Source organism: Acidovorax sp. CCYZU-2555, from assembly GCF_018413525.1.
Lineage (GTDB): Bacteria > Pseudomonadota > Gammaproteobacteria > Burkholderiales > Burkholderiaceae_C > Comamonas.
This window is the reverse complement of the sequence record NZ_JAHCDD010000005.1, coordinates 1-11,370: the sequence shown is the minus strand read 5'-3', so window position 1 is coordinate 11,370 and position 11,370 is coordinate 1. Positions and strand designations below refer to the sequence as shown.

At 66.4% G+C, this 11,370-nt stretch carries 13 protein-coding genes; 9 read left to right on the top strand and 4 right to left on the bottom strand.

Features of this window, described 5'->3' with window-relative positions; genetic code table 11:
• The first annotated feature begins 22 nt into the window (after nucleotides 1-22).
• The 3 genes from KHY18_RS02725 to KHY18_RS02715 all read left to right on the top strand — a co-directional run bounded on the left by KHY18_RS02725 (nucleotide 23) and on the right by KHY18_RS02715 (nucleotide 2,552).
• Nucleotides 23-733, top strand: coding sequence for a protein-L-isoaspartate O-methyltransferase family protein (locus tag KHY18_RS02725; protein ID WP_213294065.1), 711 nt, complete (start codon nucleotides 23-25; stop codon nucleotides 731-733).
• Between the two features lie 16 nt (nucleotides 734-749).
• Complete coding sequence (locus KHY18_RS02720; RefSeq protein WP_213294062.1) at nucleotides 750-1,094, top strand: rhodanese-like domain-containing protein; 345 nt, start codon at nucleotides 750-752, stop codon at nucleotides 1,092-1,094.
• A 90-nt stretch (nucleotides 1,095-1,184) separates the two neighbouring features.
• The gene (locus KHY18_RS02715) at nucleotides 1,185-2,552 is read left to right on the top strand and encodes a TolC family outer membrane protein (protein ID WP_213294059.1); all 1,368 of its coding nucleotides are present in this window, start codon (nucleotides 1,185-1,187) and stop codon (nucleotides 2,550-2,552) included.
• A gap of 29 nt (nucleotides 2,553-2,581) precedes the next feature.
• Here KHY18_RS02715 and KHY18_RS02710 read toward each other — a convergent pair whose 3' ends face one another.
• From KHY18_RS02710 to KHY18_RS02700, 3 genes are all read right to left on the bottom strand, one after another.
• Nucleotides 2,582-3,898, bottom strand: a complete 1,317-nt coding sequence (locus KHY18_RS02710; protein ID WP_213294056.1) for a 3-deoxy-D-manno-octulosonic acid transferase — start codon at nucleotides 3,896-3,898, stop codon at nucleotides 2,582-2,584.
• Nucleotides 3,899-5,287 (bottom strand): phosphomannomutase/phosphoglucomutase, encoded by a 1,389-nt coding sequence (locus KHY18_RS02705; protein WP_213294053.1) that lies wholly within the window; start codon nucleotides 5,285-5,287, stop codon nucleotides 3,899-3,901.
• A gap of 116 nt (nucleotides 5,288-5,403) precedes the next feature.
• Nucleotides 5,404-6,006, bottom strand: coding sequence for an isochorismatase family protein (locus tag KHY18_RS02700; protein ID WP_213294051.1), 603 nt, complete (start codon nucleotides 6,004-6,006; stop codon nucleotides 5,404-5,406).
• Nucleotides 6,007-6,196: 190 nt separating this feature from the next.
• On the opposite strand from KHY18_RS02700, the gene KHY18_RS02695 reads away from it, so the two are divergent.
• The 6 genes from KHY18_RS02695 (at nucleotide 6,197) to KHY18_RS02670 (ending at nucleotide 9,823) form a co-directional block, all read left to right on the top strand.
• Complete coding sequence (locus KHY18_RS02695) at nucleotides 6,197-6,769, top strand: C40 family peptidase (RefSeq protein ID WP_213294049.1); 573 nt, start codon at nucleotides 6,197-6,199, stop codon at nucleotides 6,767-6,769.
• A 122-nt stretch (nucleotides 6,770-6,891) separates the two neighbouring features.
• The gene (locus tag KHY18_RS02690; RefSeq protein WP_213294047.1) at nucleotides 6,892-7,152 is read left to right on the top strand and encodes a GlsB/YeaQ/YmgE family stress response membrane protein; all 261 of its coding nucleotides are present in this window, start codon (nucleotides 6,892-6,894) and stop codon (nucleotides 7,150-7,152) included.
• Nucleotides 7,149-7,709: a hypothetical protein gene (locus KHY18_RS02685; RefSeq protein ID WP_213294045.1), complete on the top strand. Its 561-nt coding sequence runs from the start codon at nucleotides 7,149-7,151 to the stop codon at nucleotides 7,707-7,709. The genes KHY18_RS02690 and KHY18_RS02685 overlap by 4 nt, the downstream gene beginning before the upstream one ends.
• Before the next feature lie 37 nt (nucleotides 7,710-7,746).
• A complete protein-coding gene (locus tag KHY18_RS02680; RefSeq protein ID WP_213294043.1) occupies nucleotides 7,747-8,244 on the top strand; it encodes an EVE domain-containing protein in 498 nt (165 codons plus the stop codon).
• A gap of 197 nt (nucleotides 8,245-8,441) precedes the next feature.
• The gene (locus tag KHY18_RS02675) at nucleotides 8,442-9,473 is read left to right on the top strand and encodes a M4 family metallopeptidase (RefSeq protein ID WP_213294041.1); all 1,032 of its coding nucleotides are present in this window, start codon (nucleotides 8,442-8,444) and stop codon (nucleotides 9,471-9,473) included.
• Between the two features lie 2 nt (nucleotides 9,474-9,475).
• A complete protein-coding gene (locus tag KHY18_RS02670) occupies nucleotides 9,476-9,823 on the top strand; it encodes a protealysin inhibitor emfourin (protein WP_213294037.1) in 348 nt (115 codons plus the stop codon).
• Between the two features lie 73 nt (nucleotides 9,824-9,896).
• On the opposite strand, the gene lpdA is transcribed toward KHY18_RS02670, so the two are convergent.
• Nucleotides 9,897-11,370 (bottom strand): dihydrolipoyl dehydrogenase (gene lpdA / locus KHY18_RS02665; RefSeq protein ID WP_213294034.1); only part of this gene is annotated, 1,474 nt, incomplete at its 5' end.

The window sequence follows — 11,370 nt, the reverse complement described above, 5'->3', positions numbered from 1 at the left end:
TGCCTTTCCCCGGAGTAACCCCATGAACATGCCCTTGAACACCTCTGCCAACGCCAACGACCCCGTCGAGCAGGCCCGCTACAACATGATCCAGCAGCAAATCCGCCCCTGGAACGTGCTGGAGCAGGACGTGCTGGAGGCGCTGGACAAGGTGCCGCGCGAACAATTCGTGGCGCCCGAGCACCAGGGCCTGGCCTTCATGGACATCGAGATTCCGCTGCACGGCACGCCCGAGGAAGCGGCCCAGAAGGGCTGGAGCATGCTCGCGCCGCGCGTCGAAGCCCGCATGCTGCAAGACCTGCGCATCCAGCCCACCGACAAGGTGCTCGAGATCGGCGCCGGTTCGGGCTACATGGCCGCCTTGCTGGCCCACCAGGCACGCGAAGTGCTGAGCCTGGAAATCGTGCCTGAGCTCGCGGAACTCGCGCGCGAGAACCTGCTGGGCGCGGGCGTGACCAACGCCACCGTGCGCCTGGCCGACGGCGCCAGTGACCCGCTGCCCGAAGGTCCGTTCGACGTGATCGTGCTCAGCGGCTCGGTCGCCGAAGTGCCGCCAGCGCTGCTGCAGCACCTGACCGAAGGCGGCCGCCTGGGCGCCATCGTCGGCAATGACCCCGTGATGCGCGCCACGTTCGTGCGCCGCACGGGCAACAGCTTCGAGACCACCTCGCCCTGGGACACCTACGCGCCGCGTCTGGTGGGCTTCGCCGAGCCGTCGCCGTTCAAGTTCTGAACCGCTGGAGCCACCGATGCTTGCCCAAGTCCGCCCCGCGCAATTCGATCAATGGCTGCAACAGGTCCAGGCACAGGGCCTGACGCCGCTGGTGCTCGACGTGCGCGAGCCCTGGGAATGCGCGACCGCCAGCGTCACGCCGCAAGGCTTTGAACTGGTGAACATTCCCATGCAGGACATCCCCGCGCGCCAGCAGGAGCTGGACCCCGAGCGTCCCATCGCCTGCCTGTGCCACCACGGCATGCGCAGCATGCATGTCGGCATGTTCCTGCTCAACCAGGGGTTCGAGCAGGTCACCAACATCACCGGCGGAATCGACGCCTGGTCACGCGAGCGTGACACGGCGGTTCCCGTCTACTGAGACCCAGGCCATGGCGCATGGGTCTTTTCTCCGCGCCTGTCCGTGCCCCCGCACGGGCGGCGCGGCTGGCTTTTCTCAGCAAGGAACACCATGCCCCTGGCCCGCACGCTGCGGCTCCCGCCCTCCACCTGGCGCAAATCCAGCATTCTTCTGGCGATCCTCGCCTTCGCGCCGCTGGCGCCCGCGCAAAGCCTGATCGAACTCGCCGAGCGCGCGCGCGGCTTCGATGCCGTGTGGCAGGCGCGCCAGGCCGAAACCGATGCCGCCTACAGCCGCTCGGAGCAGGCACGTGCCGGCCTGCTGCCGTCGGTAGGCCTGCAGGTGGGAGCGAGCCGCGCGCACACCGAAATCAGCCGGCCCGATTTCACGCTCAATGCGAGCACGCAGACCGCGACGCTCAGCGCCTCGCAGCCGCTGTACCGGCCGGCCAACCGCATTGCCTTCACCCAGGGCCAGCGCAGCTTTGAAATCGCGCTGGCCCAGCGCGATGCCGCCGAGCAGGACCTGATCGTGCGCACCAGCCAGGCCTATTTCGATGTGCTGGGCGCCGAAGATGCACTGCGCTTCGTGCAGGCGCAAAAAGAAGCGGTGTCCGAGCAGCGCGCCTTCGCGCAGCGCAATTTCGACGTCGGCAATGCGACCATCACCGATTCGCGCGAAGCCCAGGCGCGCTACGACCTGATCGTCGCCCAGGAAATCGCCGCCGACAACGATTTGCGCGTCAAGCGCCTGGCGCTCGAGCAGCTTGTCGGCACGCCCGGCGTGCAGCCGCTGCCGCTGGCCCAGCCCGTGGTGCTGCCGCCGCTGTCGCCCGCCGATCCCCAGGCCTGGGTCGACGTTTCGCAGGGCACGCAGCCCCAGCTGCGCCAGGCCCAGCTCGCACTCGATGTCGCGCGGCTCGAAACGCGCAAGGCCGAAACCGGCCATCTGCCCACGGTAGACCTGCAGGCCGGCTACAGCGTCAACAACAACCCGCAAGGCACGACCACCGCGCCGCAAAACGGTTTCCGCGCCAATGTGGCCAGCGTGGGTGTGCAACTGAACATGCCGCTGTTCGCGGGCTTCTCGGTGCAAAACCGCGTCAAGGAAACCCTGTCGCTGGAACGCAAGGCCGAATCCGATCTCGACAACGCGCGCCGCAGCGTCGCCCAGGCCACGCGCGCCGCGTTCTATGGCGTGCAGTCGGGCCAGGGCCAGATCACCGCACTCGAAGCCGCCGAGGCCTCGAGCCAGAGCGCGCTCGACGCCAACCGGCTGGGCTACGAAGTGGGCGTGCGCATCAACATCGACGTGCTCAATGCGCAAAGCCAGCTCTACCAGACCAAGCGCGATCTGGCGCTGGCGCGCTACAACCTGATCCTGGGCCAGCTCAAGCTGCGCCAGGCCGCGGGCACACTGAACAGCGACGACCTGCGCGCCGTCAATGCCTTGCTGAGCAGCGCACCGGCCCAGCGCTGATCAGCGACGGGCCACGGCGCTGCGTAATTTCAGCGCCGGGCCACGGCCCCGCTGCGCAGCAATTCCTCTATCGCCTGCGCCGTCGCCTGCGCCGCGCCGCGGTGCGCCTGGGCGAACTCCAGGCAGCGCGCCACGGCCGCGGTGCGCGCGGGCACGTCGTGCACCAGCGCCAGCGCGGCCTGCACGCCGGCATCGAGATCGGCCACACGCCGCGCCGCGCCCGCCGCGCAGGCGAGTTCCGCGGCTTCGGCGAAGTTGAAGGTCGATGGACCGACCAGCATCGGGCAGCCGCAGGCGGCGGCCTCGATCAGGTTCTGGCCGCCGAACGGTTCAAAGCTGCCGCCCAGCAGCGCGGCATCGGCCATGCCGTAATAAAGCGGCATCTCGCCCAGCGAATCGCCCAGCCAAAGGCATTCCTCACCGGCCTGGGCCAGCGCGCGCGGCGGCGCGCCCAGCCATTCGCTGCGCCGCGAAACCCGCAGGCCCGCGGCATGCAGCGCCAGCGCCACGGTGTCGAAACGCTGCGGATGGCGCGGCACCACCAGCCATTGGACTTTCAATGCCTGAGCGCCCAGCCGGCGCAAGGCGTCGATGAACAGCGCTTCTTCGCCTTCGCGGCTGCTGGCCAGCATCACCACGGGCCGTGCCGAACGATGGCGCCATTGCGCGCCCTGGGCGAGCTGGGCGGCGTCGGGCAGCACATCGAATTTGAGATTGCCCAGCACGCCGCGCACCGGTGCCGCGAGCGCGCGCAGGCGCTGGGCATCGGTCTGGGTCTGGGCCCACACCGCGGCCAGCGCCTGGTAGGCCGGCATCGACAGCGCCGACAGCTTCAATGCCTTGTCCAGCGACTTGCTGTTGAGCCGTGCATTGGCCAGCGCCAGCGGCACGCCCTGGGCGCGGCAAATGGCGGCGAGATTGGGCCAGACTTCGGTTTCCATCAGCACGCCCACAGCCGGGCGAAACTGCGCAACAAAGCGCTCCACTGCGCCGCGCGTATCCCAGGGTTGCCACACCTGCAGATCGCCGGTGCGCAGCAGCTTCTGGCCTTCGGCGCGGCCCGTGGCCGTGCCGTGCGTGAGCAGCAGGCGCATGCCGGGCATCTGCGCGCGCAGCGCGGTGATCAGAATGGCCGCGGCGCGCGTCTCGCCCAGCGACACCGCATGCACCCAGACCCAGCGGCCCGCGCCGTCGCGCCCCAGGCTTTCGGGTTCGTAATGGCCGAAGCGCTCCTGGACCTTGACCCCATAGCCGGGCTCGGCGCGCGCGCGTTGGCGCAGCTTGCGCCGCAACAAGGGCTGCGCGACCCAGGTCAGCGCCGAATACAGCGCCAGTGCCCAGTTCATTTAATGCGCGGCGCTGCCGATTTGAGCACCGGGCTTGACGCGCTCGAGCAGCGCCAGCATGTCGGCCTCGATGCGCTGCAGCGCCTGGGCGTTGTGGCCTTCGAAGCGCAGCACCAGCACGGGCGTGGTGTTGCTCGCGCGGATCAGGCCGAAGCCATCGGGCCAGTCGACGCGCAGGCCGTCGATGGTGTTGAGCTGGGCCGGCGCGGCAAAGCTGCCGGCGGCCAGCGCCTGCAGTTCGGCCGTGAGGCGGTGCGGCTCGCCTTCGGCGCAGGCGACGTTGAGCTCGGGTGTCGAGTGGCTGGTGGGCAAGGCGTTCAGCAGTGCGCTGGGATCGGCGCTGCGGCTGACGATTTCCAGCAGGCGGCAACCCGCATAGGTGCCGTCGTCAAAACCGAACCAGCGCTCCTTGAAGAAAATATGGCCGCTCATCTCGCCGCCCAGCGGCGAATCGAGTTGCTTCATGCGCGCCTTGATCAGCGAATGGCCGGTCTTGAACATCACGGGCTCGCCGCCGGCTTCGCGGATCGCGGGCGCGAGCCGCTGGCTGCATTTGACGTCGAACACAATGTGGCCGCCGGGCACGCGCGACAGCACGTCGGCGGCGAACAGCATCATCTGGCGGTCGGGGAAGATATTGCTGCCGTCCTTGGTCACGATGCCCAGGCGGTCGCCGTCGCCATCGAAAGCCAGGCCCAGCTCGGCATCGCTGCCTTCGAGCGCGGCAATCAGGTCGCGCAGATTCTCGGGCTTGCTCGGATCGGGATGGTGATTGGGGAAATTGCCATCGACTTCGGAGAACAGCTCGATCACCTCGCAGCCCAGCGCGCGGAAGATGCCCGGAGCCGAAGCGCCGGCAACGCCATTGCCGCAATCGACGACGATCTTCATCGGCCGCGCGAGTTTCACGTCGCCGACGATGCGCGCCGTGTAGTCGGCCAGCACATCGGCATGGCGCACCGAGCCACCGGGCAGCAGCTGCCAGGTCTCTTCTTCCATGGTGCGGCGCAGGGCCTGGATCTCTTCACCGTAGATCGCGCGGCCGTTGAGCACCATCTTCAGGCCGTTGTAGTCCTTGGGGTTGTGGCTGCCCGTGACCTGGATGCCGCTTTGGCACAGCGTCGCGGCCGCGAAGTACAGCATGGGCGTCGTGGCGACGCCGATATCGATCACTTCAATGCCCGCGGCCACCAGGCCGTCGATCAGCGCCGCCGACAGAGAAGGCCCCGACAGACGGCCATCGCGGCCCACGGCCACCGTGGTCTGGCCTTCGGCGCGCGCGGCCTGGCCGAACGCGAGGCCGACGCCGCGCACCACGGCTTCGTTCAGGGTCGTCGGCACCACGCCGCGGATGTCATAGGCTTTGAAAATGGAAGGTGTCAGCTGCACGGAATGACTCTTGTAGAGAATGGACTCCGGCGCCGTCGCGGGCACCGGCGAAAAGAGGCGGCCATTGTAGGCCGGCCTTGCAAGGCTCCCGCGGCGGCGCGCGGGCGCATGCCGGCTTACTTGATGAGCGCCAGCACGTCCTTGAACGCGGGATGCTCGCAGCTGCCCAGCCATTCGAACACCACCATTTCGGTGGTCACGAGTTCGACGCCCGCGCCGGCCAGGCGGTCGAAGGCGGCGTCACGGTTGCGCTCGGTGCGCGAGCTGCAGGCATCGGTCACGACCCACACATCGAACTCTTCCTCGACCAGATCGAGCGCGGTCTGCAGCAGGCAGACATGGGCTTCGCAGCCCGCGAGCACGATGGTGCCGCGTTCGGCTTCCTGGGTCTGGGGCTTTTGCAGGTGCTTGGGCAGGCTGCGCGCATTGCCGCCCTGGGGGCGTGCGGGGGGACGCAGCCACTCGCCCAGGCCTTCTTCGACGCCGCTGAACTGCATCTTGGCCAGCGTCTTCTGGCACAGCGCGCGCAGCTGGGCGTCATTGGCGCCGAGCTTGGACGGATTTTGCTCCGTGCCCCACACAGGCACTTCAAGCTGCTGGGCCACCTGGGCCAGCAGGCGTGCATTGGCCAGCACGGCCGCGCCTTCAAAAATGGCCGGCATCAGGCGTTCCTGGTAGTCCACCAGTACCAGCTGGGATTCAAACGAGTCAAGCAACATGGAAATCTTTCTTTTTCGGTCCGCAATGGCTGCATTGTCGCAGCCTGGGCCCGGCCCTGGCGCCTGACGGACTCCCTGCCCTGCGCAGCGGCCGAGGGCGCGAATGCAAATACGTTGCAATCCGCAAAAAAACTGTAAAACCTGACTTCAAGGTGCATCACCCAAGCTTTCCATGTTACCCTTTGCCCCCATGTCCAGATGGTTGTGTGCTCTTCTTTTTACCTGTGTCAGCGCCCATGCAGCGCCTGACAGTCGCTCCGCCGACGACGACATGCAGCGCTTGCTGGTCAGCAAGGGCCTCATCTCCCAAATCAACACCCACTTGCACGAAGCCGGCCATAACGTGGCGGCACGCACCTCCGAATTGGTAGGCGCGGCCATGGGCTTCCTGGGCGTTCCTTATCGCCGCGGCGGCAACAGTGCCACCACGGGTTTCGACTGCAGCGGCTTCGTGCGCGCCATCTACTCGCAGACCGTGGGTCTGGTGCTGCCGCGCCGCGCCGACGAGCAGGCGAACGCCACGCAGAAAATCGACAAGAACGAATTGCAGCCTGGCGATCTGGTGTTCTTCAACACCATGCGCCGCACGTTCAGCCATGTCGGCATCTATGTCGGCGAGGGCAAGTTCATTCACTCGCCACGCTCGGGTGCAACGGTGCGTGTCGAAAGCATGCAGACGCCATATTGGTCGCGCCGTTTCGACGGTGCGCGCCGCGTCGAAACCGCCGAACTCACGGGCGATCCCCTGGCCGTCACGCGTTGAGTCGGTAATTTGTCGGGTACAGGCGCCCTGCGCGACAGGTTAAGCCCCTGTCCGACACGGCCCGCAGTGGCCTGGGCACTAGAGTCGGGTATCGAATCCCTCACTCTCAAGGAGCCCGCCTTATGTTCTCTCTTCTCGGAACCTTGATCGTCGGTCTGATCGTGGGCTTGATTGCACGGGCCATCAAGCCCGGCGACGACAGCCTGGGCTGGATCATGACCATCCTGCTGGGCATTGCGGGCGCTTTCCTCGCCAGCTATATCGGCGTGGCCATGGGCTGGTACCAGCAAGGCGATGCCGCCGGCTGGATCGCTTCCATCGTGGGCGCCATCGTGCTGCTGGTCATCTACCAGTTCGTGCGCAGCAAGACCGCTGACCGATGAGTTCGACGACAGCTTTTGACGGCGCCGTGGCGCCCGAAAGACAGGCGCAGATCGATGCCGCGGCGCAGCGTTCGCGCAAGCTGCTGCACCGGCGTGCGCTTGCCGGTGCCTTCGTCAGCGCCGTGCCCATTCCCGGCCTTGACTGGGCCGTGGACGCGGCGCTGCTGTCGCGCCTGGTGCCGCGCATCAGCAAGGAGTTCGGCCTGAGCGCGGAGCAGCTCGATGCCCTTGAGCCCTCGCGGCGCGAAGGCATACAAAAGGCGGTGGCCGTTGTGGGCTCGGTGCTGATCGGCAAACTGGTCACACGCGAAATGATCATCCGGCTGGTGCAGAAAATCGCGACCCGCATGGCAGCCAAGCAGGTCAGCAAGTTCGTGCCCATTCTCGGCACCGCCGCCGCGGCGGCCATGGGCTATGCGGCCTTGCGCTTTCTCGGCGAGCAGCATATCCGCGACTGCATACGCGTCGCCCAGACTTCCGACATCGACCTGCCTGTGGGCAGCTCGGCACATGCCGACGCGCTGCTGAACCGGGCGCGCAACGCGGCGCGGCGCTGAGCTGGCAAGCCCGCCCGGGCTTTGTCACAATGCAGCCATGCCCGCTGCCCTCTCCTCCTCCTCCGAGCGCCGTTTCTGGCTCATGAAAAACGAGCCAGAAACCGAATCCATAGACCACGCGCTGGCCGCGCCCCATGCCACCCTGGCCTGGAGCGGCGTGCGCAATTACCAGGCGCGCAACTTCATGCGCGACCAGATGCAGGTGGGCGACGGCGTGCTGTATTGGCATTCGAGTTGCGCCGAGCCCGGTATCTACGGGCTGGCCGCCATCGCCAGCGGAGCACGCGTGGACCCCACGCAGTTCGATCCCGCCAGCCCCTACTACGACCCCCGATCGAGCATCGACAAGCCGCGCTGGCTGCTGGTCAATGTCAAGGCGCTGCGCAAGACCCGGCCCGTGGGCATTGCCGAGCTGCGCAGCCATCCCGAACTCGCCGGCATGACGGTGTTGCAAAAAGGCAATCGCCTGTCGATCAGCGAAGTGACGCCGCAAGAGTGGCAGTTCCTCAACGAGAACGTGCTGCAGCCCGGCTGATCCCTGCCGGAGTCATCCGCGCCGGTAGGGCCTCTGGATGCCCCCGATCCACCCGGATTTACCATGAAAACGCGGCCAACGGCAGCGCAGTGCGCAACCGTCCCGCAGCGATGGGGATCAGCCCGAGCCGGTGGCGCTGGCAACCGCCGACTTCGGCTGACCCTGGTTCCGTTGCATGGACAGGGAGGGGGTACAACATGTATCAATGCCAATGCCAGATCATTCCAGATGATGTACTCAAGCGCTGGGCCTGTGACCCGGCACTTTCAGAAGACCTCTGCAAGAATGCCGATTACTCCGCAAAACTGAGCAAGCACTTTCGCAGCATCCGGCTGGAGAACAAAAGGCTGGCGGGCTTCCTGCTCGAAAACCACGCGCTGACGACGCTGACGGAGAATCCCGAAGTCACGTTGTTTGACTGCCGGCAGACACAGAGCCTGCCGGGCACGCAAATCAAGGATCCGTTCAACGACGAGGATCCGACCGTCAGCCGCACTTACACCGAAACCGACCATCTCGCGACTTTCCTGCGCAAGGTCTTCAAGCGCAACTCGATCGACAATGCGGGCATGACATTGATGTCTTCCGTGCATTACGGCAAGAAGTACAACAATGCGATGTGGAACGGCCTGCAGATGATCTACGGTGACGGAGACGGCGAACTGTTTGTCGATTTCACGTTGGGCACCGATGTGATCGGTCATGAACTGGCCCATGGCCTGACCCAGTACACGCTGCAGCTCGACTACGACGAAGAGCCCGGCGGCCTCAACGAAAGCATTTCCGACTGCTTCGGCTCGATGTTCCGCCAATGGCGGCTGAACCAGGATGCGACCACGGCCGACTGGCTGATCGGCCACGACATCCTGGGCAAGACTTCGCGCAATCGCAGCTTCACCTGTCTGCGCGACATGGCCGACCCGGGCGGCAAGCACTGCCTCGCGCCCCAGCCCGTGCATTTCTCGGAAATCAAGTCGGGCATGGACCCGCACTACACCAGCGGCCCGCCCAATCTCGCGTTCTGTACCGCCTGCAGACAGGCGGGCGGCAAAAGCTGGGAAACCGTGGGCCCGGTCTGGTACCACGTGATCACCAACGCCGGCCAGCGCCCGCGCATGTCGATGAGCGAGTTTGCCACCGAGACCCGACAGGCGGCCAGCGAGCTCTATGGCAAGGAATCGGCGGTGGCCAACGCGGTGCATGCCGGCTGGCAGAAAGTGGGGTTGTGACCATGGAGCCCGAACTGCTTTTCACCAGCCCGGTCACCGGCTGGGGCCGCATCGACGTCGAACGGCTGGGCGGCCTTGCCGGCTATGGCATGCCGGGCTCGCGCATACGCAGCCGCGGACACATCCTGGCCAAAGACTTGAGTCCCGCCGATCAAAACGCGCTGCGCACTCTTTTCATTCAGCCCACCGAGGCCCCCACCTGGATGCGCGACGGCTTTCGCTACCACCTGACCCGGCAAAGCGATTGCGGCCCGCAGACCATAGTCGCGGCGGAGGCGGCCGTGCCTGACGCCATCCGGGAATGCGTGCGCGATGAACTCATTCCCGATGGCGCGTCCAGCCTGCGCTGACGCCGCGGCATGAAAAAAGCCGCACAGGCCCCGAAGAGCCTGTGCGGCCTGTCGACCCGCGCAGACGCGCGAATTACTTGCGCACTGGCGGAACGTCCGTGCAGCTGCCGTGCGCCACTTCCGCGGCCATGCCTATGCTTTCGCCCAGCGTGGGATGGGGGTGGATGGTCTTGCCGATATCGACGGCGTCGGCGCCCATTTCGATCGCCAGGGCGATTTCACCGATCATGTCGCCCGCATGCGTGCCGACCATGCCGCCGCCCAGGATGCGGCCGTGGCCATGGGCCTCGGGCGAATCGTCGAACAGCAGCTTGGTCACGCCTTCGTCGCGGCCGTTGGCAATCGCCCGGCCCGACGCGGCCCAGGGGAACAAGCCCTTCTTGACCTTGATGCCCTGCGCCTTGGCCTGGTCTTCGGTCAGACCCACCCATGCGACTTCGGGGTCGGTATAGGCGACGCTTGGAATCACACGGGCATTGAACGCGGCTGCGGCCAGTTCCTTGTTGCCCTGCAGTTCACCGGCGATGACTTCGGCCGCCACATGCGCTTCGTGCACCGCCTTGTGGGCCAGCATGGGCTGGCCGACGATGTCGCCGATGGCGAAAATATGCGGCGCGCTGGTGCGCATCTGGATGTCGACCGGAATGAAACCGCGGTCGGTCACCGACACACCGGCGGCTTCGGCCGCGAGCTTCTTGCCGTTGGGCGTGCGGCCCACGGCCTGCAGCACCAGATCGTAGGTCTGCGGCTCGGGGGCCGTGCCGCCCTCTTCGGCCGCGGCGAACGTGACCTTGATGCCTTCAGGCGTGGCTTCGGCGCCCACGGTCTTGGTCTTGAGCATGATGTTGTCAAAACGCGGCGCGTTCATCTTCTGCCAGATCTTGACCAGGTCGCGGTCGGCGCCCTGCATCAGGCCGTCCATCATTTCGACCACATCCAGGCGTGCGCCCAGCGTCGAATACACGGTGCCCATTTCGAGGCCGATGATGCCGCCGCCCAGGATCAGCATGCGCTTGGGAACTTCCTTGAGTTCCAGCGCGCCCGTGGAATCGACCACGCGCGGATCTTCAGGCATGAACGGCAGACGCACGGCCTGCGAGCCCGCGGCGATGATCGCGTTCTTGAACTGCACGACCTGGGTCGTGCCGCTGCGCTCGGTGCCTTCACCTTGCGTCGCTTCGACCGCCAGGTGGTGGCTGCCGACGAACTGGCCGTAGCCGCGCAGCACGGTGACCTTGCGCATCTTCGCCATCTGCGCGAGACCGCCGGTCAGCTTGCCGATGACCTTTTCCTTGTGGCCGCGCAGCGTGTCGATGTTGACCTGGGGCGCACCGAACTCCACGCCCACGGCCGACAGGTGCTTGACCTCGTCGATCACGGCCGCCACATGCAGCAGCGCCTTCGATGGGATGCAACCCACGTTCAGGCACACGCCGCCCAGTGTTGCGTAGCGCTCGACCAGAACGACCTTGAGGCCCAGATCGGCGGCGCGAAACGCTGCCGAATAGCCGCCAGGACCGCCGCCGAGCACGACCACATCGCACTCG

Bases quoted from the DNA above. Each gene is read 5' to 3' on its own strand.
- KHY18_RS02725 (WP_213294065.1), top strand. From the start codon at position 23: ATGAACATGCCCTTGAACACCTCTGCCAACGCCAACGACCCCGTCGAG.
- KHY18_RS02720 (WP_213294062.1), top strand. From the start codon at position 750: ATGCTTGCCCAAGTCCGCCCCGCGCAATTCGATCAATGGCTGCAACAG.
- KHY18_RS02715 (WP_213294059.1), top strand. From the start codon at position 1,185: ATGCCCCTGGCCCGCACGCTGCGGCTCCCGCCCTCCACCTGGCGCAAA.
- KHY18_RS02710 (WP_213294056.1), bottom strand. From the start codon at position 3,898: ATGAACTGGGCACTGGCGCTGTATTCGGCGCTGACCTGGGTCGCGCAG.
- KHY18_RS02700 (WP_213294051.1), bottom strand. From the start codon at position 6,006: ATGTTGCTTGACTCGTTTGAATCCCAGCTGGTACTGGTGGACTACCAG.
- KHY18_RS02695 (WP_213294049.1), top strand. From the start codon at position 6,197: ATGTCCAGATGGTTGTGTGCTCTTCTTTTTACCTGTGTCAGCGCCCAT.
- KHY18_RS02690 (WP_213294047.1), top strand. From the start codon at position 6,892: ATGTTCTCTCTTCTCGGAACCTTGATCGTCGGTCTGATCGTGGGCTTG.
- KHY18_RS02685 (WP_213294045.1), top strand. From the start codon at position 7,149: ATGAGTTCGACGACAGCTTTTGACGGCGCCGTGGCGCCCGAAAGACAG.
- KHY18_RS02680 (WP_213294043.1), top strand. From the start codon at position 7,747: ATGCCCGCTGCCCTCTCCTCCTCCTCCGAGCGCCGTTTCTGGCTCATG.
- KHY18_RS02675 (WP_213294041.1), top strand. From the start codon at position 8,442: ATGTATCAATGCCAATGCCAGATCATTCCAGATGATGTACTCAAGCGC.
- KHY18_RS02670 (WP_213294037.1), top strand. From the start codon at position 9,476: ATGGAGCCCGAACTGCTTTTCACCAGCCCGGTCACCGGCTGGGGCCGC.